We start from the raw sequence: 23,798 nt of genomic DNA on the forward strand, positions 1-23,798 counted from the left end.
GGCACCGTGCGCACCGACACCCGCCCCGGCCTCCAGGTCCGCGCTGCCACCCCGGCCGACCTGGAGGCGATCGCCGCCCTGCACACCCGTGCCCGCGCCGCCTACGCCCGGGCCCGGGTCCCGGACGCCCCCTTCGACGCCCCGGCGGAACATGCCCGCCGACGCGCGGCCTGGGAACGCACCCTGGCCGGGGAGGACACCCGCAGCCTCTGCGCCGAACGCGACGGCACGGTGGTCGGCGCGGCGTCCTATCGTCCTCACCGCCGCCACCGCGCCCGACCGGCCGGCGCCCCGCCCGCCGCCCCGGGCCCCGTCACACTCCACCAACTCCAGGTGGACCCCGGCCACTGGGGCACCGGCGTCGGCCGCGCCCTGCACACCGTCTGCCTGCACGCCTGGCGCGCCGCCGGTCACTCCCGGGCCGTCCTCGAAGTGCTCTGGCACAACCACCGCGCCCGCGCCTTCTACACCTGCCTCGGCTGGCGGCCCGACCCCGACCGCGGGCCCGCCCCCGACGCCAGCCACCTCACCCTGGTGCTGCCCCTGGGCTAGGGCCTGTCCGAGGGGCCTGTCCGAGTAGGCCCGTCGTCCGCCGGGTCCGACCCCTCCCGCCGGGCGATGATCTGCAGCCGCTCGGCGGTCCGCCCGTCCGGCGTCGTGACCGAGCCCGTCCGCTCCCGCACCACCGAGAACCCCGCCGTGCGCACCAGCCCGCGCAGCCGCTCCGGCGCGTGATGCCGGAACACCCCGCCGTCGGCCGTCTCGAAGACCCCGTACGTGCCGTGCCGTGCCACGAACCGCCCGTACAGCTCCCGGTGGTACGTGTCGTCCTGCAACGGCACATCGCTCAGATACAGCACCCCGCCCGGCCGCACCAGCCGTCCCAGCTCCGCGACGATCGCCGACTGCGCCGCGTCCTCGGGAACGCAGGTCAGCACCACGAACAGCAGCGCCGCATCGAACGCCGCGTCCTCGAAAGGCAACGGAAACTCCGCGCAGCGCATCAGATCCAGCCCGGGGTGCTCCCGCCGCCCCCGATCGATCAGCGCCGCCGAGACATCCACCCCGCGCACCGCGCCATACCCGAGTTCCACCAGCTCGGCCGTCAACCGCCCGTACCCGCACCCGTAGTCCAGCACCCGGGCGCCACGCGGCACATAGGCATCCAGCAATTCCGGGTCGAGCGGATGGGTAAAGGTCTTGGCGGACCCGGTCGTCTCCCAGAACCGGAGAAAATCCCGTGACGATCTCATGCCCGCTTCGTCATGCCTGGCCCGTATCGAAGCGGAGCACCTTGCCTTCCTGGACGGTGAATTGCCAGCGGGTGCGCATTTCTCCCCAGGTCTCATTGTGGAAGGTGGCCACCAGCGAAAGCCCGTCGGCCGACTCCGACTGCACATCCATATGGCCGTGCGCGGAGAAGACCTCCTTCTCGGTCCACTGGCCGATATCACGGTCGCTGCCGTCATCCGACATCGCCGCCGAGGGGCCCAACGCCTCCCGGAAAGCGGCGCGGTCATTGGCATTGAGAGCGGTGACGAAGGCGCGTACGGCGGGATGGCTCAGACTCTCGGCGGGAATGCTCACGGCACTCTCCTTATAATGTCGCGGCCCTTTGATGTGGGGGATTCGGCAGCATATTTTCCCGGCGGGCCGGGGCCACGGAACAGCGGCGTGTCGAGCGCGCCGCGACGGCCGCTGCCGGACCCCCGTACCCTCCCGCCCGTGCCTGGCCACGGCGCTGGCGGAACGCTCTCCGGCGGCCGGGGAATAGCGCGCGGTCCCCGGAGGTTGCCCAGGGGTAATTCGCTCCGAGGTCCCGAGAAGGTCGGTCATCCATGCGCGTCGAAATCTGGTCCGACATCGCCTGCCCCTGGTGCTACATCGGCAAGGCCCGCTTCGAAGCCGGGCTTGCCGGGTTCGCCCACCGGGACGAGGTCGAGGTGGTGCATCGGTCCTTCGAGCTTGATCCGAAGGCGCCGGCGGCCACGGACGTGCCGGTGATCGACATGCTGGCGCGCAAATACGGTGTGAGCCGTGCGCAGGCCGAGCAGATGGAGGCCCGAGTTGCCGAGGCGGCGGCCGGGGAAGGGCTGGCGTACCGCTCCGACCGGGTTCACGGGAATACCTTTGACCTGCATCGGCTGCTGCATCTCGCAAAGGAGCACGGGGTCCAGGACGCGCTCCTCGACGCCTTTTACCGCGCCAATTTCGCCGAGGCGAGGAATCTCGGGGATCCGGAAATGCTGCGCGAAACAGCCATAGGCGCCGGGGTGCCGGCCGATGAGGTCGGGCGGGTGCTGGCCGATCCCGGCGCGTACGCGGCGGAGGTGCGCGCCGACGAGCGCGAGGCGGCGGAACTGGGTGCCACCGGAGTCCCGTTCTTCGTTGTCGACCGGCGGTACGGCATCTCCGGCGGCCAGCCGGCGGACGTATTCCGGCAGGCGCTGGAGCGGGCCCACGCGGACGACGCCGTTCGGGTATTGCCGGCCGAAGACGCCGGGGTGTGCACGGACGACGGCTGCGCCGTGCCGGGGAATTGAACCGGCGCCGGACCGTCCATACCCCCTCCGACCAGCGCGGATAAGGACCTCTTGCGGGCCGGCGAAGGAAAATGCCAATAGACGGGGCGCAGTTCGCCGAGCACAGTGGGGGCATGCAGCGACGTGACCTACGCAAACCACTCGGTGGGGCTGAATTCGCGCCCGAGACGACGTATCTGAACTCCGCCGCCAGCGGGCTTCTCCCCGTACGCACCGCCGCCGCCCTGCGCGCGGCCCTCGACGAATCCGCCTCCTACGGCACCATGGGCCGCGACTACTTCGGCCCCGCCGCGGCCTCCCGGGCCTCCTTCGCACGGCTGTTGGGCCTGTCCGAGGACCGGGTGGCGATCGGCAGCTCGGTCGCGGTGCACTCCGCGTTCGTCGCCGGCACGCTCCCGCAGGGCGCCGAAGTCCTGGTCCCCGAGGGCGACTTCAGCTCCCTGGTCAATCCGTTCGCCAACCGCCCCGGCATCAAGCTGCGCACCGCGCCCCTGGAACACCTCGCCGAGGCGGTGCGCCCCGGCACGGCCCTGGTCGCGTTCAGCGCCGTGCAGTCGAGGGACGGCCGGATCGCCGACCTGGCGGCGGTACGCGAGGCGGCGCGGACTCATGGGGCGCGCACCTTCCTGGACGCCACCCAGGCGGCCGGCTGGCTGCCGCTGAACGGCGCCGACTTCGACTACGTCACCTGCGGGGCCTACAAGTGGCTGGTGTCCCCGCGCGGCGTCAACTTCCTCGCGTTCGGCGGCACGGAAGGGGCCGGCGCGGAACGGACCGACGGGGGAGCCGGGGCCTGGCCGGCGCCGCTGCACGCGGGCTGGGTGGCCGGCGAGGACCGCTACGAGTCCTGCTACGGCCCGATCCAGCAGCACGCGGCCACCGCCCGGCGCTTCGACGAACCGCACGCCCACTACTCCTACGTCGGCGCCCAGCACTCCCTCGCGCTCATCGAGGAGATCGGCGTCGACACCATCCACGCCCACAACACCGCGCTCGCCGACCACTACCGCGCCGGTCTGGCCGAGCTGGGCCACACCCCCGTCGCGTCGCCCGGCTCGGCGATCGTCTCCACCCCCGGACTCGCCGACGCGGAGAGCCGGCTGGCCGAGGCGGGCGTACGCGTCTCGGTGCGGGACGGGCAGCTGCGGGTGGCCTTCCACCTCTACAACTCCACGGACGACGTGGACCGGCTGCTGGGGCTGCTCCGGACGTAGGGCCTGTCCGACGGGCAGGGCCGGACCCGCCTTTCCGGCCCTGCCCCGGGACCCGCCCCGGGACCGGCCCCGGGACCCCTCCCGGTGGCCCTGACGGCGGACCGGCGGATGTGCCAGGTGTCGTGGCGCTGTTTTCCATGCTCTGCTGGAAGAGCCCTTGCGGGGTTTCCGTGAGCCCTCAAGGGCTCGTCGCAGGGCCCGCGCCCTCCCGACGAGACCTCGCCTTCTGTGCGGACCGGCAGGAGGACCGCATGCTGCACGTCCGCCTCGCCGCGCCGGTACCCACCCGGCCGCCGAACCTGCTGCCGAGGCGTGAGCTGGCGGCGGCGTGGACCGTGATGCTGCTGCTCGCGGTGCTGGCATGGGTGCTCACCGCCGGCCAGGCCGACGCCATGGGCATGGAACCGGGGACCATGGGGCTGGCGATGCCGCTGTTCCTGGTGCTGTGGCTGGTCATGATGGTGGCGATGATGTTCCCGTCGGTGGCGCCCGTGGCCATCACCTGGGCGCGCGCGATCGGCCGCCGGTCCGGGGGGATCGCCAGGGCGGCCCGGATCGCCGAGTTCATCGGGGGCTATCTGCTGGTCTGGACCTCCTTCGGGGCCCTGGTGTACGGGGTGCTGTCGGCGACCGGCCCGCTGGTCGCCGATCACCCGGAAGCGGGGCGCTGGATCGGGGCCGCGGGCTTCCTGCTCGCGGGAGTGCAGCAGCTCAGCCCGCTGAAACGGGTCTGTCTGCGGCACTGCCGCGACCCCCTGTCGCAGCTGTTCCGGTACGCGCGATTCCGGCCATGGGCCCGTGACCTGCGGGTGGGCGCGCACCACGGGCTCTACTGCCTGGGCTGCTGCTGGGGCCTGATGATCGTCCTCGTTCCGCTCGGCGTGATGAACGTGGCGGCGATGGCCGGGCTGGCCGCGGTGATCTTTCTGGAGAAGCTGTGGCGGCAGGGGCCGTGGCTCTCCTGGGCGGTCGGCCTGGCCTTTCTCGTCCTGGCCGGCCTCGCACCGTTCCAGGACTGGCTGCTGCCCGGCCTCCATCCGGACATGGGCCAGATGGAGCCGGACCACATGGAGATGGGCCGGGTGGGGAGGGGCGGGCCGCCGATGTAGCCGATGTAGCCGGTGTCCGGGCGCTCGGCGTGCCGGACCGCGGGTGCATGATGGAAGAGGACCCCTGGCACCGCCGCCGCCCCCTCACCGCCGTGCCACCGCCACCGGACCCGCCGGGCGCGCGGGCGTGAGGAGGCGCAGTGATGACCGAAGCAGCGACCACCGTCCCGGCATGGCACGTCGCCGGCGACTGGTTCGACACCTGCAAGTGCGACATTCCCTGCCCGTGTTCGTTCGCCCAGCCACCCACCTACGGCGACTGCGAAGGCGTACTCGTCTGGCACATCCGTGAGGGCAACTACGGCGAGGTGCGGCTGGACGGCCTCAATGTGCTGATGCTGGCGTCGTTCGTCGGCAATGTGTGGGGCGAGCACTCCGACGCCTATGCGGCGGTCTTCCTCGACGAGCGCGCGGACGAGGCGCAGCGCGAGGCCATGCAGATGATCTTCGGAGGACAGGTCGGCAGCTGGCCCGCCGAGCTGGTCGGCATGTTCGCCCCCGAGATGCGGGGGATGGAAATCGCCCCCATCGAGGTGGAGATCGACGGCGATCTGGGGTCCTGGCGGGCCGGGATCCCCGGCAAGGTCGAGGCGCGCGCGGAGGCGCTCACCGGGCCGACGACACCCGAGGGCGCGCGCGTCCAGTCGATCAACCTGCCGGGCGCGGAGATGGGGCCCGGTCAGATCGCGACGTGGGGCCGGTCGACGGCCGACCGGGCGGACGCGTTCGGGTTCCACTGGAGCCGGGAGGGCCGGTCCAGCAAACACTTCCCCTTCGACTGGACCGGACCGACATAGCGTCCACGCTCTCCCGATCCCGGGCCCCGAGCCCTTCGCGATCCCGGACTTTCCGCATTCCGGTCGTCCGGCGGGAATTCCGGGGCCGTGCCGGTCGTTGATCGAATGGCCAACCTGTCAGCTCGGCACATGAGTTGACGCCCCGTTGCCATCCGAGAGGCCCGTCAGTGACCACCGCTTTCGACCCCGTAGATCTCGCCGGCACCCCGCTCGCCAACCGCATCGTCATGGCACCCATGACCCGGAACCGCGCCACCCCCGAGGGCGTCCCGACCCCGTCCATGGTCCGCTACTACACCCAGCGGGCCTCGGCCGGGCTCATCATCACCGAGGCCACCCAGACCTCCGTCGTCGGGCGCGGCTACCCCCTCACCCCCGGGCTGCACACCCCCGAGCAGACCGCCGGCTGGCGCGAGGTCACCGACTCCGTGCACGCCGCGGGCGGCAGGATCTTCGCCCAGCTGTGGCACGGCGGCCGGATAGGCCACCCGGTGCTGCTGCCCGACGGGCTGGTGCCGGTCGCGCCCTCCGCGGTCGCCGCGGCCGGTCAGGGCTTCACCCACGAGGGCCTGAAGGACTTCGTCACGCCGCGCGAGCTGACCGGTGAGGAGATAGCCGAGACCATCGCCGGGTTCGCGGCCGCGGCCCGCAACGCCGTCGAGGCGGGTTTCGACGGCGTGGAGATCCACGGCGCCAACGGCTATCTGGTCCATCAGTTCCTGGCACCCAACGCCAATCTGCGCACCGACGAGTGGGGCGGCTCCGACGAGGCCCGCGCCCGCTTCGCCGTAGAGGTCGTCAGGGCCGTCGCCGCCGAGATCGGCGCGCACCGCACCGGCCTGCGCATATCGCCCGGCAACACCTTCAACGACATCGCCGAACCGGCTCCCGAGGCGACCTACACCGCACTGGTCGAGGCCATCGCCCCGCTGGGCCTGGCCTATCTGCACACCTGCGATGTGCGTGACCCGGATCTGCCGGCCCGGCTGCGCAAGCGGTTCGGCGGCACCTTCCTGCTCAACCCGGTCACCGACGGCCGGCCCACCGGCGTGGCCGAGCTCGCGCTGGTCGAGGAGGGCGCCGCCGATCTGCTGGCGTACGGCGCGCTGTTCCTCGCCAACCCCGATCTGCCCGCGCGGCTGGCGGCCGGCGGCCCGTTCAACACACCCGACCCCGCCACCTACTACGGGGGCACCGACGCCGGGTACATCGACTATCCGGCGCTGGACGCCTGAGCGGGAGAAGAGGCCGTGCCTCCCGGCGCCCAGGGGCCACGCCCAGGGACCCGCGCCCAGGGCCCCGAACACAGCGCGGCCGCCGCACAGACCATGCTGTGCGGCGGCCGCGCCGCCCGGCTGTGACCCCGGCCCGGGGTCATCACACCTTGGGCCCCGTGCGCTACCTCACCGGAGTGAACTCCCGCGCACCGATGTACTCCGGCCGCCGGACCGGCGCCGCGAACGGCTCCACCGCCGCGTTCTCCACACTGTTGAACACGATGAAGACATTGCTGCGCGGGTACGGCGTGATGTTGTCGCCGGAGCCGTGCATCGCGTTGCAGTCGAACCAGGTCGCCGAGCCGGCGTTGCCGGTGAACAGCCGGATGCCGTGGTCGTCGGCCATCTTCGTCAGGACCTTGTCCGACGGGATGCCCGCGTCCTGCATCTGCAGCGACCGCTTGTAGTTGTCCTTCGGCGTCTCGCCCGCGCAGCCCACGAAGTGCCGGTGCGAGCCGGGCATGATCATCAGCCCGCCGTTGGTGTCGTAGTTCTCCGTGAGCGCGATCGAGACCGACACGGTGCGCATGTTCGGCAGTCCGTCCTCGGCGTGCCAGGTCTCGAAGTCGGAGTGCCAGTAGAAGCCCGAGGCACCGAAGCCGGGCTTCACATTGATCCGCGACTGGTGGACGTAGACGTCCGAGCCCAGGATCTGCCGGGCGCGGCCGACCACCCGCGGATCGGCGACCAGCTTGGCGAACACCTCGCTGATCTTGTGCACCTCGAAGACGGACCGAACGCTCTGCGACTTCGACTCGACGATGGAGCGCGGGTCGGCGCGCATCGCCGGGTCGAGAACGAGTCGGTCCAGTTCGGCGCGGTACACCGCGACTTCTTCCGCCGTCAGCAGTTCCCCGATGGCGAAAAAGCCGTCGCGTTCGAAGTCGCTCAGCTCGGACGGCTGGAACGGTCCAGCCGCGCCGGGCCGCGACCACACCACCGGGTCCTTCCGCGGAGTGATCACCTCAGCGGTCCCACGGGTCGGGTACAGGTCGGCGGTGCGCTCGGGTGCGGTGGTCATGGTGTTGCCTTCCTCTCCTCTCGTACGTGCTCTGCTACGTGCGCGTGGTGCGTGCCTTCCTCAACTGCCGGACGGGGCAGACGGATGCGGCGGTTCAGCCCAGCTCGGGCTCGGTGAGCAACGGGTAGACCCCGTTCTCGTCGTGGTCCTCACGGCCGGTGACCGGCGGGTTGAAGACACACACGCAGCGGAAGTCCTGCTTGATCCGCATGGTGTGCTTCTCGTGCCCGTCGAGCAGGTACATCGTGCCCGGCGTGATGACGTGCTTCTCGCCGGTCTCGTCGTTGGTCAGCTCGGCCTCGCCCTCGACGCACAGGACAGCCTCGTAGTGGTTGGCGTACCACATCGACGTCTCGGTCCCCGCGTACAGGACGGTCTCGTGCAGCGAGAAGCCGACGCCCTCCTTGGCGAGGACGATGCGCTTGCTCTCCCACGTACCGGATTTGGACTTGACGTGGCGGTCGGTGCCTTCGATGTCCTGGAACGATCGGACGATCACGGTGAGTCGGTGCCTTTCTGTGGAACGGTCGGGAACTCGGCGCCGCTCAGGCGCAGTCGCGGACGGCGCGGGCGAGGGTGCGAAGGCCCTCGTCCAGTTCCTCGGGGGTGGTCGTCAGTGCCGGCAGCAGCTTGACGACCTCGCTCTCCGGGCCGGAGGTCTCGATCAGCAGACCCAGCTCGAAGGCGCGCTTGGCGATCTTGTTGGCGAGGCTCTTGTCGGTGCACTCGATGCCCCACACCAGACCGCGGCCGCGGTACTCGGCGAAGACGCCCGGGTGCTCCTCGACGATGGCCTTGAGGTGCTCCTCGACGATCTCACCCCGGGCCAGGGTCTGCTTCTCCATCTGGCCGTCGGCCCAGTACGTGTCCAGCGCGGCGGCGGCCGTCACGAAGGCCGGGTTGTTGCCGCGGAAGGTGCCGTTGTGCTCGCCCGGCTCCCACACGTCCAGCTCAGGCTTGAAGAGGGTGAGCGCGAGCGGCAGGCCGTAGCCGCTGATGGACTTCGAGACGGTGACGATGTCCGGCACGATGCCCGCCTCCTCGAAGGAGAAGAAGGCACCCGTTCGGCCGCAGCCCATCTGGATGTCGTCGACGATCAGCAGCATGTCCCAGCGCTTGCACACGTCGGCGAGCTGGCGGAGCCACTCGGCGCGGGCGACGTTGATGCCGCCTTCGCCCTGCACCGTCTCGACGATCACGGCAGCGGGCTGGTTCAGGCCGGACCCGGAGTCCTCCAGGAGCCGCTCGAACCAGATGAAGTCCGGGGTCTGGCCGTCGAGGTAGTTGTCGAACGGCATCGGGGTGCCGTGCACCAGCGGGATGCCGGCGCCGGCCCGCTTGAAGGCGTTGCCGGTGACGGCGAGCGAACCGAGCGACATGCCGTGGAAGGCGTTGGTGAAGGACACGATCGACTCGCGGCCCTTGACCTTACGGGCCAGCTTCAGCGCGGCCTCGACGGCGTTGGTGCCCGTCGGGCCCGGGAACATGACCTTGTAGGGCAGGTCGCGCGGCCGCAGGATGATGTTCTGGAACGACTCCAGGAACGCCCGCTTGGCCGTGGTGGACATGTCCAGGCCGTGGGTGACGCCGTCCCGCTCGATGTAGTCGATCAGGGCGCGTTTGAGGACCGGGTTGTTGTGGCCGTAGTTGAGCGAACCGGCACCGGCGAAGAAGTCGAGGTACGTGTGACCGTCCTCGTCGGTCATACGGCTGCCCTGCGCGCGGTCGAAGATGGTGGGCCAGCCACGGCAGTAGCTGCGCACCTCCGACTCCAGGGTCTCGAAGACGCTCAGGTCGGGCTGGGTGATGGTCACAGCATGCTCCAGGGAGATGAGTGCGAAAGAGGGGGGAAGTCTGAGGGGGCGGGTTTCCGGGCGCGCAGGGGCGTCGGTCCCGCACGGCACACGCGGCCTGGGTGGCCGCGCGGCGCTGAGGACATCAGCGACAGGTGCCAGGTGGAGCGCCGAACGGGCCGATGAGGTGCAGGACCTCCGGCTCGTGGCCCTGCTCCGGGAAGAGGCCCGCGTCGAAGAGCACCTCGCGCTTGAGCTGCGCTCTGTGGCGTTCGGCGAACGAGGCGAACAGCCGGTTCGAGGCCGCGTTGTCGGGCGTGATGGTCGTCTCGACGAATCGGATGCCCAGCTCATGCATGGCACGGGTGGTCAGCCCGTCCAGGAGTGCGGCCGCCAGCCCCTGCCCGCGGTGTGCGTCGTCGACGGCGACCTGCCAGACGACGAGGGTCTCCGGGCTCTCGGGGCGGAGGTAACCGGTGACGAAGGCGGCCGGCTCGCCCTCCGCGTCACGAGCGACGACGGAGGTGGCGGCGAAGTCGCGACACCACAGGAGGTAGCTGTAGGAGGAGTTGAGGTCCAGTGCCTTGGAGTCGCGGGCGATACGCCAGATCGCGGCTCCGTCCTCCACGCGTGGGGTGTCGAGCTTGAAGCCCTCCGGCAATTCTCTGATATCGCTGCGGGCACGTGCATGGTCTGCTTGTGCGGCGGTCATGGGAATTAAATTTACCCAGGGAAAAAGGAAATTGCATCGCGGGCAGGGGTTACGTGAGCAGATTCTTTGTGTTATCGCGCGGGGGCGCCCGAGCGCGCGTGCTGATCGCGGGATGTGCCGATTTGACCAGGAGATTCGGGGTGAAACGGACACGTTGTGTAGTCGGTCACAGCTCCGTAACGTCGATGAGACGCGTCCGAATTACGGTACTTGACGCTAGCGAAATCTTGGCGTTTGAGGTGCGGAAAACCGGGCAGAAGAATACGGGAAGCTACGCTTCTGAAGAATTGGGAATTCGCAAGCGGAAGATCTCCCGGAAGGCGTCCGGGAAGGAAAGCGCAGCGGTCCCGGGGGTTTCCGGGAAACGGCCCCGGGAAAGCGGCCGCAGAGCCGCGAGGACGGCCCTGAGCCGGGCGCGGGGCGGCCGGCACGGGCCAGGCCCCACCGGCCGCGGCGCCCCGCATACAGTGCCTGTATGACGTCCATGAGTGACGGTGCGGTGCTGCACCTCAAGGGGAGGGTCCTGGTCGGGCCTGACGACGTGCGCGACGAGCTGTGGGTCGTCGGCGGTCGGGTGACGTTCGAGCGACCGGCCGGGGCGCGCGAGATCACGACCGTCCGGGGCTGGACGCTGCCGGGCCTGGTCGACGCCCACTGCCATGTGGGCCTGGACGCCCATGGCCCGGTGGACGCCGCCACCAGCGAGAAACAGGCGCTCACCGACCGTGACGCGGGCACCCTGCTGATCCGGGACGCCGGATCGCCCTCGGACACCCGCTGGATCGACGACCGCGAGGATCTGCCCCGGATCATCCGCGCCGGCCGCCACATCGCCCGTACCAAGCGCTACATCCGCAACTACGCGCACGAGATCGAGCCCGAGGACCTGGTCGCCTATGTCGCCCAGGAGGCCCGGCGCGGCGACGGCTGGGTCAAGCTCGTCGGCGACTGGCTCGACCGCTCCACCGGCGACCTGGGCTTCTGCTGGCCGCGCGGCGCGGTCGAGGAGGCCATCGCCGAGGCGCACCGGCTGGGCGCCCGGGTGACCGCCCACTGCTTCGCGGAGGAATCCCTCGCACCGCTCGTCGAAGCCGGCATCGACTGCATCGAGCACGCCACCGGACTCACCGAGGACACCATCCCGCTGTTCGCCGAGCGCGGTGTCGCCATCGTCCCCACGCTGATCAACATCGCCACGTTCCCGCAGCTCGCGGCCGGCGGCGAGACGAAGTTCCCGAAGTGGGCGGACCATATGCGGCGGCTGCACGCCCGCCGCTACGACACCGTACGGGCGGCCTACGACGCCGGGGTGCCCATCTACGCCGGCACCGACGCCGGCGGCTCGCTCGCGCACGGCCTGGTGGCCCAGGAGGTCGCCGAGCTGCGGAAGGCCGGCCTGCCCGTCGAGGCAGCGCTCTCCGCGACGACCTGGGGCGCCAGGGACTGGCTCGGCCGCCCCGGGCTCACCGAGGGCGCCCCCGCCGACCTGGTGGTCTACGAGTCCGATCCGCGCGCCGACATCCGGGTCCTGGCCGCGCCGCGCCGCGTCGTGCTGCGCGGCCGGGTCATCGGCTGAGCGACACCGGGCCGGCGCACCGGTCGAACGGGCGGGGCCGGCGGGAGCGGCACAGGCCACACCGTCACGCGGCGTCCCCCGAGCGGTGGGACGTCTGGGGCGTGGGGCGATTTTTGTGCCACGGGAATCGAATCAAGACACGGAAACCACCCATTGGGGTGAATTGACCCTCCGGGGCTACAGGTTCACCCTCCGTGCCGACACGATGTGCTCGTCGAGGTCGTCGGCCCGCGTGATGTCCCCCATTGGCGCGGCCGACGGCTCCATTTCTCTTGTGGGGGTTCCACACACGTGTCCACCAGTCCCGCCCGTTCCTTCGGCATGCCCTTGAGCCGTCCCGCCCGCCGGCTTGCCGCCACCTTCGCCGCCACCGCGCTCGCCGCCGGCCCCGCCGTCCTGCTCGGCGCCGCGCCGGCGCACGCCACCGGCGACCACGGCACCTCCGGCGCGACCGTCCTGCGCACCGGGCTGAACGTCGGGCTGCTCAACAAGACCGCCGAGGTCCCGCTGAACCTCGCGCTGAACGAGGTGCACGCACCCGAGTCCGCCGAGAAGACCACGCTCACCGCCAAGCTCGACGGCATCAACCAGGGCAAGCCGTTCAACGTGCTGCGCGCGGACGTCGCCACCGCGCGCGCCACCGCCGACGGGCACAAGACCGAGGGCTACGCCAACCTGGTGCGCGCGAAGGTGCACCTCCCGGGCCTTCCGCTGCTGTCCCTCGTCGAGGTCGAGCAGGTCACCGCCAAGGCGGTGTGCCAAGCGGGACAGCGGCCGCGGGCCGAGTCCAATGTGCTGGGCACCGTCCTCGTCCTGGGCAAGAAGGTCACGCTCCACCCCGGCGGCACGACCGAGGTCAAGGTGCCCGGCGTCGGCGACGTACGGCTCGACCTGTCCAAGAAGAACGTCACGTCCAAGAGCGCCGCGGCCACCGCGCTCGACCTGAAGGTCTCCGTCAACCCGCTCAAGCTCAACGTCGCGGACGTCAAGGGCCGGGTCACGCTCGCCGAGGCCAGCTGCACCACCGGCAAGGGCTCCGACGACGGCGGCACGGGCGGCGGCACCGGTGGCCAGACGTCCGGTGGCCAGACGTCCGGCGGGCAGACGTCCGGCGGACAGACCGGCGGCGGTGACTCCGCCGGCCAGACCTCGGGCGGGCAGGCCTCCGGCGGGCAGACGTCCGGCGGAGCGTCCGGCGGCAACGACGCGCACCCGCAGACCGGCTCCAAGCCCGGCGGCGGCGACCTCGCCGAGACCGGCAGCAGTTCGACCACCCCGTACCTCGCGGGCGGCGCGGCGCTGCTGGTCCTCGCGGGCGCCGGCACCCTCGGCCTCGCCCGGCGCCGCCGCAGCGCCGCGGCGCAGGGCGGCCGCGGCTGACAGACCCTCCCCCATTGCCTGAACGGCATGGGAGGGACCCCACCCGCTCCGGTGCCGTGGGGGCGCCGGAGCGGGTACGGCCGAGGCGCGCTGTACGGCGCGCCTCACCCCTCGCCGGGGCACCGTCGGAGCGTGGTTCGACGGGAGCCCCGGCGAGGCCGCCGGTGCGTTACGAGGCGAGCACCTCGGCCAGCGCCGCCACGAACCGGTCCGTCGTGGCCCGGTCCCGCACGGCCAGCCGGAGCCAGTCGTGGCCCAGGCCGGGGAAGGTGTCGCCGCGCCGCACCGCGAAGCCCCGGGCCCGCAGCGCGGTGCGTACCTCCGCCGCCCGTGGCAGACGGATCAGTACGAAGGGGCCTTCGGCCGGGCGGACGGCCAGGACCGAAGGGAACTCGTCCAGCCGGGCCAGCAGATGGGCCCGGTCGCCGGCGGTCCGCTCGGCCGCCTCGGCCGCCTCCGCGAGCGCCGCCGGCTCGCAGCAGGCCTCGGCCGCGGCCAGCGCCGGGCTGGAAACCGGCCACAGCGGCTGCGCCCGCTCCAGGGCCGCGATGGTGCCGGGCGCGGCCAGCACATAGCCGATCCGCAGTCCCGCCAGCCCCCAGGTCTTGGTGAGGCTGCGCAACACGACCAGCCCCGGCAGGTCGGTGCGCCCGGCCAGCGACGCCCGCTCCCCGGGCACCGCGTCCATGAACGCCTCGTCCACCACCAGGGTCCGGCCCGGCCGCGCCAGCCGGGCCAGCGCCCCCGCGGGATGCAGGACCGAGGTGGGGTTGGTGGGATTGCCGACGACGACCAGATCGGCGTCCTCGGGGACCGCGCCCGGATCCAGCCGGAACCCGTCGCGCTCATCGAGCAGCACCCGGCGCACCTCGTGCCCGGCGTCCCGCAGCGCCGCCTCCGGCTCGGTGAACTGCGGATGCACCACCACCGGCCGGCGGGCCCGCACGGCACGGGCGATCAGCACGAACGCCTCCGCGGCGCCCGACGTCAGCAGCACCCGGCCGACCGGCAGACCATGCCGCGCGGCGACCGCCCGGCGCGCCGCCCGGCCGTCCGGATACGCGGCGAGGCCGTCCAGCGACGCGGCGATCCGGGCCTTCAGCCAGTCCGGGGGAGTGCCGGAACGGACATTCACCGCCAGATCGGTGAGATCCGTCGGAGCCGTGGAACCGTCTGCCGCGTCCCGTACCTCGGCGTCACCGTGATGCCGCAGATCCGGTTCGTGCGGCGGGCCCGCCACGTCGGCGGGGGCCGGTTCCCGGAGCCGCGCGGGCTCAGCGGGCGCCGGCATGCTCACCGTGACCCTCGCCGCCCGGCAGCCCCGCGCCCCGCAGAGCGCCCGCCACCGTCTCCAGGTAGCGCTCCATGACCGCCTCGGCCAGCTCCGGACCCGGGCCGATCACATTGGCGCCGTACACCTCGGTCCCGGGGTGCGCCGCCGCCCAGCCCTCGGTCTGCATGCACAGCCGCTCCATCAGGCCACCGGAGAACAGGAAGTACGGCATCACCACGATCCGGGTCGGGCCGACCACGCCGGGAGCCGCGGTGGCCAGCGCCGCGCACCGGTCGAGCCCGGCCGGCACATCCGGCCAGGCCTGGGTGATGAACGCGGTCTCCACGCCCGCGAAGCCGCGCCCCTCGAAGAGCAGTCGCGCGGCCCGCGCCACCTCGGCGTTCGCCTGCGGCTCCGCGGCGCCCCGCCCCACCAGCAGCACCGTCGTACGGGCCAGGTCCTGCGGTCTGCGGGCCCCGCTGCCCAGCGCCTGCTCCACCCGCCGCTCCAGCGCGTCCAGCAGCTTCGGTCCCGGCCCCGGCTCGGCGGCGCAGGCGAAGCCCAGGCCCGGGTGGTCCTCCCGTATCCGCTCCAGCGCCTCGGGCAGGGCGGCCCGTACCTCACCGGTCGGTGCCAGCAGCAGCGGTACGGCGGCGATCCGGTCCGCGCCCCGCGCCACGAGCCCGGCGACGGCCTCGCCCAGCGTCGGCTCCGTCGGCGCGGGGCCGAAGAACCCGCCCGCGACGGGCACCTCGGGATGGCGTTCGCCGACCGTGTGCACCAGCGCCCGCAGGGCCTCGGCCCCGCTTTCGTCGCGTGTGCCGTGACCTGCGATGAGCAGAGCGGGAGGGGTGGTCACAACATCTCCTCGTTACCGGGTGTTTCGCTGTCGGGCACCGGACCGGTCGGCGGTGGCCGGTGCGGGGCGGAGTGTGGGGAGGTCATGACGATATCGGCAGCGTCCGCGCGGGCTGCGACCGCTCCCCGCGTACTGCCCGGCATAGCCGCATTTTCCGGACCGGTCGCCGCGGCGACGGCACACGTAGCCCCCGCCGGCCGGCCCTGCGGCGCCGACTTCCGCTTGCCGACGACCAGTTCGGCGCCCGGCCCCGCGGCCAGCAGCGCCGCCGCCTCCGCGACACTCGGAGTCCCGACGGCGTCCCGCGCGGCCGCCGACGGATCCGGCACCCGTACGGTCGCCAGCACCTCCGCGGGAAACGACCGCAGCGGCACACCGAGCGCCCTCGCAGCGCCGGTCAGCCCCGGCTCGCCGGCCTTGGCTGCCACCGTCGCCAGCGCGCCGACCGACCCCGGCGAACATCCGGCCAGCGCGAGCGTGTCCATGACCAGCTCCAGCACCTCCGCCGCCGGCACGCCCCGGCTCGCCCCGACGCCTACGATCAGGCGTCCCATGCCGCCGTCACCCGGCGGCACCCGGGACCGCCCGGACGGTGTGCCGTGCCGCGCTCGCCACCAGCCGGCTCGCCAGCGACGGCTCCGCCGCCCAGTGCACATGCAGATACGAGGCGTGCACGCCCCCGCTGACGAAGCCCTCCACCCGGCGCTCCGGATGCGTCAGACCCCACGCCGGGCGCTCGCCCGCGCCCGGCTCCAGCGTCGTGCGGTGGAACTCGTGGCCGCGCACCCGCGTCCCGGCCGCGGCCAGCGCGTTGTCCTCCAGCGCCACCGCCTCCCGGTAGCCGAGCGTGAGCCGCTCCGTCATCCGCGCCTCGGCGGGCAGCACTCCGCACATCGGCTTCCCGTCGATGGACCGGGAGAGATAGAGCAGCCCGGCACACTCGGCGGACACCGGCGCCCCGGAGGCGGCGAGCGCGGCCACCGCCGTACGCAGCGGCGCGTTCGCCGACAGATCCGGCGCGTACACCTCGGGAAAACCGCCGCCGATCACCAACCCCTGTGCACCGGGCGGCAGTTGCTCGTCCCGCAGCGGATCGAACAGTGCCACCTCGGCGCCCGCCGCGGCCAGCAGCTCGGCATGCTCCGCGTACGCGAAGGTGAACGCCGCACCGCCCGCGACGGCGATCAGCGGCCGGCCGCCGCCCGTCGCGCCCGCGGCGGGACCCACCTCCGCCGCCGGGTCCCACGCCGCGTCCGGCAGCTCCGGGACACTGCGCGCCAGCGCCAGCAGCGCTTCCAGATCGCAGCCCTCGCGCACCCAGGCGGCCTGCGCGCGCACCGACTCCAGCGCCTCGGCCCGGCGCTCGGCGACCGGCACCAGACCCAGATGCCGGGACGGCGTACGCGCCTGCTGGATACGCCGCAGCGCGCCCAGCACCGGCACCCCGGACGAGCCCATCGCGTCCCGCAGCAGTTCCTCGTGCCGGTCCGAGCCGACCTTGTTGAGGATCACCCCGGCCAGCCGCACCTCCGGGTCCCAGGACGCGAAGCCGTGCACCAGCGCGGCCACCGACCGGGACTGCGACGACGCGTCCACCACCAGCACCACCGGTGCCCGCAGCAGCTTCGCCACCTGCGCCGTCGACGACAGCTCGCCCATCCCCGACGCCCCGTCGAACAGCCCCATCACCCCTTCGACGACCGCGAGATCCGCGCCCGCCGCACCGTGCAGGAACAGCGGCGCGATCCGCTCGGTCCCGCACAGGTAGGGATCCAGGTTTCGGCCGGGGCGGCCGGTGGCCAGCGAGTGGTAGCCCGGGTCGATGTAGTCCGGGCCCACCTTGTGCGGGGACACCGCGAGACCGGCCTCGGCGAACGCCGCCATCAGCCCGGTGGCCACCGTCGTCTTGCCGGCGCCCGACGAAGGCGCGGCTATCACCAGCCGGGGGATCGCGGTCCCGTTCATGCCGTGCCCACCGTTCGACTCACCATTCGATGCCCCGCTGGCCCTTCTGGCCCGTGTCCATCGGATGCTTGACCTTGGTCATGTCCGTCACCAGATCGGCGAAGTCCAGCAGTGCCTGCGGGGCGTTGCGGCCGGTGATCACGACATGCTGCGTACCGGGACGGTCGCGCAGCACCGACACCACCTCCTCGGTGTCGATCCACCCCCAGTGCATCGGATACGCGAACTCGTCCAGCACCAGCAGCTTGTACGTCTCCGCGGCGAGATCCCGCTTGACCTGCTCCCAGCCCTCGCGCGCCGCGTCCTCGCTGGAGGTGATGTCGCGCTGCACCCACGACCAGCCCTCGCCCATCTTGTGCCAGGCGACGCTGCCGCCCTCGCCCGTCTCGCCGAGCACCTTCAGCGCCCGCTCCTCGCCGACCTTCCACTTCGCCGACTTCACGAACTGGAACACCCCGACCGGCCAGCCCTGGTTCCAGGCCCGCAGCGCCAGCCCGAAGGCCGCGGTCGATTTGCCCTTGCCCTGGCCCGTGTGGACGAACACCAGCGGGCGGTTGCGGCGCTGGCGGGTGGTGAGCCCGTCGTTCGGTACGACGGACGGCTGTCCCTGCGGCATTACGCGGCCTTCCTGTTGCCGTGAACGGTCCTGTTGCCCTGCGTGGTCCTGCTGCCCTGCACGGTCCGTACGAGCGCGGAGACGCTGTCCGCGCGCAGCTCGTCGAGGGTGACGGCGGTGCCCTGGAGCTCGCCGGCCAGCTCGCCGGCCAGCCCCAGCCGCACCGGGCCCGACTCGCAGTCCACGACCACCGAGGCGACGCCCTCACCTGCCAGCAGCCGCGCGGCCCGGCCGGCCCGCACCACGGGATCCGGGCCGCCGGTCGCCCGCCCGTCGGTCACCACGACCAGCAGCGGCCGCCGCGAGGCGTCCCGCATCCGCTCCACCCGCAGCACCTCATGAGCCCTCAGCAGCCCCTCCGACAGCGGCGTACGGCCGCCCGTCGGCAGCTTCTCCAGCCGCGCCGCACCCGCCTCGACCGACGACGTCGGCGGCAGCGCCAGCTCGGCGCCCTTCCCGCGGAACGTGATCAGGCCGACCTTGTCGCGCCGCTGATAGGCGTCGAGCAGCAGCGAGAGCACCGCGCCCTTGACCGCGCTCATCCGCTGCCGCGCCGCCATCGAACCGGACGCGTCCACGACGAACAGGACGAGATTGCCCTCCCGCCCCTCGCGCACCGCCTCCCGCAGATCGTCACGGCGCACCACCAGGCCAGGACCGCTGCGGCCGCGCGCCCGCTGATGCGGCGCCGCGGCCTGCACGGTCGCCGCCAGGTGCAGCTTGCCCAGGGCGCCTTGGGGCCGCCGGGACCCGGTCGTCCGGCCGTGCGCGGTACGCGCCCGCGACCGGCGGCCGTCCGCGCCCTCGCCCAGTCCCGGCACGTCCAGCCGCCGGGTCTTGAACGGCTCCGCCGCGCCGACGGCCGGCCGCTGCCCGCCGGAGCCCGCGGCGGGCTGTTCGGCGGGCTGCTCGGGGGCGTCCGCATCGGCCGGGTCCGGCGCGCCCGGGTCGGCCTCCGGGCCCGGCGGCGGCGCCTGCTCCGGCACGCCCTGCTGCCCGCTGTCCTGCGGGGGCTGTCCACCGCCGTCCGGGCCGCCGTCGGGACCCTCGCCGGGACCGTCGGGGCCGCCGTCCGGACCGTCCGGCTCCGGGTCGTCGTCACCGTCGGGACCGCCGAACTCCTCCAGCGTCTGGTCGAGCTTGTCCTCGTCCAGTCCTGGGGCGTCGAACGGGTTACGGCGCCGGCGGTGCGGCAGCGCCAGCAGCGCGGCCTGCCGGACGTCCTCCTCCAGCACCTTCGTCCGCCCCGCCCACGCGGCCAGCGCAGTCGCCGTCCGGGCCATCACGATGTCCGCGCGCATCCCGTCCACCTCGAACGCGGCACAGGTCGCGGCGATCTGCCGGAGTGCCGCGTCGCCGAGCTCCACGGACGGCAGCAGGGCACGCGCCGCCGCGATGCGGGCTCGCAGTTCCGCCTCCTCGGCCGCCCAGCGCGCCGCGAAGCCCGCCGGATCCGCGTCGTACGCCAGCCGCCGCCGGACCACCGCCACCCGCTGGTCGGGCTCGCGCGAGGCCGCGACCTCCACCGTCAGCCCGAACCGGTCCAGCAACTGCGGCCGCAGCTCGCCCTCTTCGGGGTTCATCGTGCCGACCAGGAGGAAGCGGGCGGCATGCCGTACGGAGACGCCCTCGCGCTCCACATAGGAGGCGCCCATGGCGGCGGCGTCGAGCAGCAGGTCGACCAGGTGGTCGTGCAGCAGGTTGACCTCGTCGACGTACAGCACACCGCGGTGCGCGTCGGCGAGCAGTCCGGGCTCGAAGGCCTTCACGCCCTCCGACAGCGCCCGTTCGATGTCCAGGGCGCCCACCAGCCGGTCCTCGGAGGCGCCGACCGGCAGCTCGACCATCCGCGTCGGGCGGTCCTCGGACGGGCCCGCCTCATGCGGCCCGTCGGGGCAGCCGGGGTCGGGCGCGGCGGGGGCGCAGGCGAAGCGGCAGCCGGTGATCACGTCCACGGTCGGCATCAGCGCCGAAAGGGCGCGTACCGCGGTGGACTTGGCGGTGCCCTTCTCACCACGGACGAGTACGCCGCCCACCGCCGGCGACACGGCGTTGAGCAGCAGCGCCAGCCGCAGATCGTCCATCCCGACGACCGCGGTGAAGGGGTACTGCGGGGTCGTGTTGTGCGCGCTTGTCATGCCTTGTCGTCCTCCACGTCGCCGGCCGGCTCCCGATTCGTCCATTGCGTACCCCTCATGGCGCCCCGGGAGGCACAAACGGCAGCCCCTCCGGCACCCCCTTCTCGATCAGCCGCAGCAGCGCGTCCGTGTCCGCGTGCTCCTCGATCAGATCGCCGAGGTGGTCCAGCTGCTCCTCGCGCAGCGTCCCGAAGCTGGTATCCGGGGCCGGGACGAACGCCCGGCCCGCGTCCGCCGCGACCCGGCGCAGGAACGCCCGCCGGAAGCCGTCGCTCTCCAGCGAGCCGTGCCAGTGCGTGCCCCATACGGAGCCGACCCGGCAGCCGTCCAAGAAGGCCTCCCCACCGGCGACTTCGGCGACCCCATGGTGGATCTCGTACCCCTCCACCGGCTCGCCCAGTGCCTCGCCGACCGGCCGGGCCAGCGTCTTCTCGGCCGCGAACCGTACCCGCACCGGCAGCAGCCCCAGCCCGTCGACCGTGCCCGCCTTCGACTCGACCTCGTCCTCGATGCGCTCGCCGAGCATCTGGAAACCGCCGCAGATGCCCAGCACCGGGCGGCCCTCGGCGGCCCGCCGGGCGACCGCGTCCGCGAGCCCGCGCTCGCGCAGCCACTCCAGCGCCCGTACCGTGCCCCGGGTCCCTGGCAGCACCACCAGATCCGCGTCGGCGAGCTCCTCGGCCCGGTCCACGAACCGCACCACGACGCCCGGTTCGGCGGCCAGCGCGTCGACGTCCGTGAAGTTCGACATCAGCGGTACGGCGGCGACCGCGACCCGCAGCACGTCGGCGCCGTGCGGCGGGGCCACCACGCTCTCGCGTACGGCACCCCGCAGGGAGACCCGGAGGCCGTCCTCCTCGTCGATGCCGAGGCCGTGCGCGAAGGGCAGTACACCCAGCGTGGGGCGCCCGGTGATACCGCGCAGCATCTCCAACCCCGGCTCCAGCAGCGTCACATCGCCTCGGAACTTGTTGACGAGATACCCGGCGACCAGCGCCTGGTCCTCCGGCGACAGCAGCGCCGTGGTGCCGAAGAAGGACGCGAACACCCCGCCCCGGTCGATGTCGCCGACCACGACGACGGGCAGTCGGCCGGCCCGTGCGATACCCATGTTCACGATGTCGGTACGGCGCAGATTGATCTCGGCGGGGCTGCCGGCGCCCTCGCAGATCACCGCGTCATGCGTACGCCGCAGCTCGGCCAGGCAGTCGGTCACCGTGCCCAGCAACTGCTCCTGCCGCCCGCTGTGGTAGCCCCGCGCGCTCAGCTCGCCCACCGGTTTGCCCAGCAGCACCACCTGGCTGCTGCGGTCGCTGCCCGGCTTGAGCAGCACCGGATTCATCAGCGCGGTCGGCTCGATCCGCGCGGCCGCCGCCTGCATCGCCTGGGCCCGCCCGATCTCCGCGCCCTCGCGCGTGACGAACGAGTTCAGCGACATGTTCTGCGCCTTGAACGGCGCCACCTTGACGCCCTGCCGGACCAGCCAGCGGCAGATGCCCGCCGTGACCACGCTCTTGCCCGCGTCGGACGTCGTACCGGCGACCAACAGGCCACCGCCGAGCTCCCCACCGGATGCCTTCAACCGCCCGTTCACCGCTGCCTCCCGCTCCTGTGCCGCACCGCGCCCAGCACGAACCGCCCCGCCACCGTCGCCACCAGCGCCAGTGCGCCCACCCGCCGCGAGAGCCGTACCGCCCGCTCGATATCGGGCACGCCGGGCGGCCGCGCCCCGCCGTTGAGCACCGGACGGTGCTCCACCCGCCCGCCGTACGCCAGCGTGCCGCCCAGCCGTACGCCCAGCGCACCCGCGAACGACGCCTCCACCGGGCCCGCGTTGGGACTCGGATGGGCGCCGCCGTCGGCCCGCCAGGCCCGCAGCGCACCGCGCCGGTCGGGCCCCGCGAGCACCGTCAGCGCGGCCGTCAGCCGCGCACCGGGCCAGCCGGCCACATCGTCCAGCCGCGCCGAGGCCCAGCCGAACCGCCGGTAGCGCGGCGACTTGTGGCCCACCATCGCATCCAGGGTGTTCACCGCACGGAACGCCACCAAGCCGGGCACACCGCCCAACGCGCCCCACACCAGGGCGCCCACCACCGCGTCCGAGGTGTTCTCCGCGACCGACTCCACCACCGCGCGGGCCATCTGCGGACCGTCCAGCGCCTGGGGATCGCGCCCGCACAGATGCGGCAGCCGCTCCCGTGCCACGTCCAGGTCACCCGCCGTCAGCGCACCGCCGATCGCCCGCGCCTCCCGGCCCAGCGAAGTGCCGCCCAGCACCGCCCAGACGGTGGCCGCGGTCAGCGCGACCCGGGCGGACGGGTGGCCGCGCACCGCACGGTGCAGCACCGCGGCACCGGCCGCCGCGCCGCCCGCGCACAGCGCCGCATGCGCCGCCCCGTACCCGCGGTGATCGCGCCACAGCCGGCGCTCGACGGCGCCCGCGGCCCGGCCGAACGCGGCCACCGGATGGCCGCGCCGGGGATCCGCCGCGATCAGATCGCCGAGAAAGCCGAGGGCCGCGCCGCACGCGTATGCCGCGTGTTCGCCGCGCATCGGATCAGACCGCCGTCGAGCCTCGAACGGCCGCCGCGGCGGCACTCGGTACAGGAGCCAGGGGGGATCTCGAACGGTGGCCGGGCATGGCGGTAGGTCCTCACTCAGGGTCCGCGCCCTGGCTCGACGTGTCGGCGACCAGAGTCTCCTGGCTCCCCGGATCGGCGCATCCCCCGGCCTTCCAGCCCGTACGCACCCGACCCTGCGGATCGAATTCGCGGCGGACCGTGGCCTTCGCTGGAGGAACGCTCCCCGGTGACAGTGGCGGGACCGCGCCGGATTCTCACCGGACTTCCTCAACTGTCGCCGAATGGCCCGCGCAGTCCACCATGGCCCGCGAAGGCCCGTCAACTCACCCTTGACCTGCGACGCAGCCCCTTGGCGGAGGGTGTGGCCAATGCCACAGGGTGGCCGTGGTGTCACGCAAGGTTGCCCACGCACCTGATCCCACGTCACTATCTGGAGGCACGGCGGGCGACGGGGCCGCCGGAAGGGGGCCGGGGGATGCCGGAGAGCGCTGACCGCCAGGAGATCCGTATCCGGATCACGGGCACCAACAATCCGCAGCAGGACAACGCGGACCTCACGGCATGGCTGGAGCGCGAGCCCTGGCTGACGCGACAGCGGCACGAATGGGTGACCCGGACCCGGCCGGTGGACAAGGCGGATGGACCGGACGGGCAGGACGGGTCGGGCGCAGCGGACGGGACCGACCTGGGGGACATGGCGGTCGGTGTCGACGATCTCGTCCTGGTCATCGTCGGCGCGATCACCGCCGAGATCACCAAGAGTCTGAGCATCGCCGTGCGGGAGTGGCTGCGGCGGCGCAAGCAGGACCGCGCGGCCGGCGAACAGCCCGCCGTCGCCGTCGGCGGTGACGGCGGCGCTCCGGCGCCCGGCGACGCGTCCCCCGAGCACCCCGATCCCGGCGGCCCGGCAAGCGAGGGCGGCAGCACCCGCGAGGGCTGAGCG

At 72.8% G+C, this 23,798-nt stretch carries 23 protein-coding genes and 1 riboswitch; of the genes, 9 read left to right on the top strand and 14 right to left on the bottom strand.

Annotated elements, in window-relative coordinates; all coding sequences use genetic code 11:
• Positions 1 to 6: 6 nt before the first annotated feature.
• Positions 7 to 552: a GNAT family N-acetyltransferase gene (locus FCH28_RS21885; protein WP_136741776.1), complete on the top strand. Its 546-nt coding sequence runs from the start codon at positions 7 to 9 to the stop codon at positions 550 to 552.
• Here the strand turns inward: FCH28_RS21885 and FCH28_RS21890 are convergent.
• Together FCH28_RS21890 and FCH28_RS21895 are read right to left on the bottom strand one after the other, a co-directional pair.
• Positions 549 to 1,253: a class I SAM-dependent methyltransferase gene (locus FCH28_RS21890; RefSeq protein WP_136741777.1), complete on the bottom strand. Its 705-nt coding sequence runs from the start codon at positions 1,251 to 1,253 to the stop codon at positions 549 to 551. The genes FCH28_RS21885 and FCH28_RS21890 overlap by 4 nt on opposite strands.
• A gap of 10 nt (positions 1,254 to 1,263) precedes the next feature.
• Complete coding sequence (locus tag FCH28_RS21895; protein WP_136741778.1) at positions 1,264 to 1,587, bottom strand: DUF2950 domain-containing protein; 324 nt, start codon at positions 1,585 to 1,587, stop codon at positions 1,264 to 1,266.
• 251 nt (positions 1,588 to 1,838) lie between these two features.
• Here FCH28_RS21895 and FCH28_RS21900 point away from each other — a divergent pair, with 251 nt between their 5' ends.
• The 5 genes from FCH28_RS21900 (at position 1,839) to FCH28_RS21920 (ending at position 6,898) form a co-directional block, all read left to right on the top strand.
• On the top strand, positions 1,839 to 2,543 hold the full coding sequence (locus FCH28_RS21900) for a DsbA family oxidoreductase (protein ID WP_136741779.1): 705 nt from the start codon (positions 1,839 to 1,841) through the stop codon (positions 2,541 to 2,543).
• Between the two features lie 113 nt (positions 2,544 to 2,656).
• Positions 2,657 to 3,757, top strand: a complete 1,101-nt coding sequence (locus FCH28_RS21905; protein WP_136741780.1) for an aminotransferase class V-fold PLP-dependent enzyme — start codon at positions 2,657 to 2,659, stop codon at positions 3,755 to 3,757.
• Positions 3,758 to 4,008: 251 nt separating this feature from the next.
• Complete coding sequence (locus FCH28_RS21910; RefSeq protein ID WP_136741781.1) at positions 4,009 to 4,866, top strand: DUF2182 domain-containing protein; 858 nt, start codon at positions 4,009 to 4,011, stop codon at positions 4,864 to 4,866.
• 143 nt (positions 4,867 to 5,009) lie between these two features.
• Complete coding sequence (locus tag FCH28_RS21915) at positions 5,010 to 5,663, top strand: DUF1326 domain-containing protein (protein WP_136741782.1); 654 nt, start codon at positions 5,010 to 5,012, stop codon at positions 5,661 to 5,663.
• Positions 5,664 to 5,830: 167 nt separating this feature from the next.
• A complete protein-coding gene (locus tag FCH28_RS21920; RefSeq protein WP_136741783.1) occupies positions 5,831 to 6,898 on the top strand; it encodes an alkene reductase in 1,068 nt (355 codons plus the stop codon).
• A gap of 163 nt (positions 6,899 to 7,061) precedes the next feature.
• On the opposite strand, the gene thpD is transcribed toward FCH28_RS21920, so the two are convergent.
• The 4 genes from thpD to ectA all read right to left on the bottom strand — a co-directional run bounded on the left by thpD (position 7,062) and on the right by ectA (position 10,466).
• Positions 7,062 to 7,961: an ectoine hydroxylase gene (gene thpD, locus FCH28_RS21925; RefSeq protein WP_136741784.1), complete on the bottom strand. Its 900-nt coding sequence runs from the start codon at positions 7,959 to 7,961 to the stop codon at positions 7,062 to 7,064.
• 94 nt (positions 7,962 to 8,055) lie between these two features.
• Positions 8,056 to 8,460 (bottom strand): ectoine synthase, encoded by a 405-nt coding sequence (locus FCH28_RS21930; protein ID WP_136741785.1) that lies wholly within the window; start codon positions 8,458 to 8,460, stop codon positions 8,056 to 8,058.
• A gap of 46 nt (positions 8,461 to 8,506) precedes the next feature.
• Positions 8,507 to 9,775, bottom strand: coding sequence for a diaminobutyrate--2-oxoglutarate transaminase (gene ectB / locus FCH28_RS21935; RefSeq protein WP_136741786.1), 1,269 nt, complete (start codon positions 9,773 to 9,775; stop codon positions 8,507 to 8,509).
• Between the two features lie 124 nt (positions 9,776 to 9,899).
• Positions 9,900 to 10,466, bottom strand: a complete 567-nt coding sequence (gene ectA / locus FCH28_RS21940) for a diaminobutyrate acetyltransferase (RefSeq protein WP_187363888.1) — start codon at positions 10,464 to 10,466, stop codon at positions 9,900 to 9,902.
• 484 nt (positions 10,467 to 10,950) lie between these two features.
• Here ectA and FCH28_RS21945 point away from each other — a divergent pair, with 484 nt between their 5' ends.
• Both FCH28_RS21945 and FCH28_RS21950 read left to right on the top strand, forming a co-directional pair.
• A complete protein-coding gene (locus FCH28_RS21945; RefSeq protein ID WP_187363895.1) occupies positions 10,951 to 12,042 on the top strand; it encodes an amidohydrolase family protein in 1,092 nt (363 codons plus the stop codon).
• A 321-nt stretch (positions 12,043 to 12,363) separates the two neighbouring features.
• Positions 12,364 to 13,422, top strand: coding sequence for an SCO1860 family LAETG-anchored protein (locus FCH28_RS21950; protein WP_136741889.1), 1,059 nt, complete (start codon positions 12,364 to 12,366; stop codon positions 13,420 to 13,422).
• Positions 13,423 to 13,591: 169 nt separating this feature from the next.
• Here FCH28_RS21950 and cobC read toward each other — a convergent pair whose 3' ends face one another.
• Genes cobC through FCH28_RS21990 form a run of 8 tightly spaced genes read right to left on the bottom strand, consistent with a single transcriptional unit; the run spans position 13,592 to position 22,826 of the window.
• Positions 13,592 to 14,713, bottom strand: coding sequence for an Rv2231c family histidinol phosphate aminotransferase CobC (cobC, locus tag FCH28_RS21955; RefSeq protein ID WP_136741787.1), 1,122 nt, complete (start codon positions 14,711 to 14,713; stop codon positions 13,592 to 13,594).
• Positions 14,697 to 15,554 (bottom strand): sirohydrochlorin chelatase, encoded by an 858-nt coding sequence (locus tag FCH28_RS21960; RefSeq protein ID WP_136741788.1) that lies wholly within the window; start codon positions 15,552 to 15,554, stop codon positions 14,697 to 14,699. The genes cobC and FCH28_RS21960 overlap by 17 nt, the downstream gene beginning before the upstream one ends.
• A complete protein-coding gene (locus tag FCH28_RS21965; RefSeq protein WP_169314217.1) occupies positions 15,551 to 16,108 on the bottom strand; it encodes a cobalamin biosynthesis protein in 558 nt (185 codons plus the stop codon). The genes FCH28_RS21960 and FCH28_RS21965 overlap by 4 nt, the downstream gene beginning before the upstream one ends.
• Before the next feature lie 7 nt (positions 16,109 to 16,115).
• Positions 16,116 to 17,519 carry a cobyrinic acid a,c-diamide synthase CobB gene (locus FCH28_RS21970; RefSeq protein ID WP_136741789.1) on the bottom strand — a complete coding sequence of 468 codons (1,404 nt, stop codon included), beginning with the start codon at positions 17,517 to 17,519 and terminating at the stop codon, positions 16,116 to 16,118.
• 19 nt (positions 17,520 to 17,538) lie between these two features.
• Positions 17,539 to 18,135 (bottom strand): cob(I)yrinic acid a,c-diamide adenosyltransferase, encoded by a 597-nt coding sequence (gene cobO / locus FCH28_RS21975; protein ID WP_136741790.1) that lies wholly within the window; start codon positions 18,133 to 18,135, stop codon positions 17,539 to 17,541.
• A complete protein-coding gene (locus FCH28_RS21980; RefSeq protein WP_136741791.1) occupies positions 18,135 to 20,273 on the bottom strand; it encodes a putative cobaltochelatase in 2,139 nt (712 codons plus the stop codon). The genes cobO and FCH28_RS21980 overlap by 1 nt, the downstream gene beginning before the upstream one ends.
• A gap of 55 nt (positions 20,274 to 20,328) precedes the next feature.
• A complete protein-coding gene (locus FCH28_RS21985) occupies positions 20,329 to 21,867 on the bottom strand; it encodes a cobyric acid synthase (protein WP_136741792.1) in 1,539 nt (512 codons plus the stop codon).
• Positions 21,864 to 22,826 carry a cobalamin biosynthesis protein gene (locus tag FCH28_RS21990; RefSeq protein WP_136741793.1) on the bottom strand — a complete coding sequence of 321 codons (963 nt, stop codon included), beginning with the start codon at positions 22,824 to 22,826 and terminating at the stop codon, positions 21,864 to 21,866. The genes FCH28_RS21985 and FCH28_RS21990 overlap by 4 nt, the downstream gene beginning before the upstream one ends.
• Positions 22,827 to 22,967: 141 nt before the next feature.
• Positions 22,968 to 23,124, bottom strand: a riboswitch (cobalamin riboswitch).
• 206 nt (positions 23,125 to 23,330) lie between these two features.
• On the opposite strand from FCH28_RS21990, the gene FCH28_RS21995 reads away from it, so the two are divergent.
• Positions 23,331 to 23,795, top strand: coding sequence for a hypothetical protein (locus FCH28_RS21995; RefSeq protein WP_136741794.1), 465 nt, complete (start codon positions 23,331 to 23,333; stop codon positions 23,793 to 23,795).
• Positions 23,796 to 23,798 lie beyond the last annotated feature (3 nt).

The sequence above is a fragment of the Streptomyces piniterrae genome, assembly GCF_005048155.1.
Taxonomy (GTDB): domain Bacteria; phylum Actinomycetota; class Actinomycetes; order Streptomycetales; family Streptomycetaceae; genus Streptomyces; species Streptomyces piniterrae.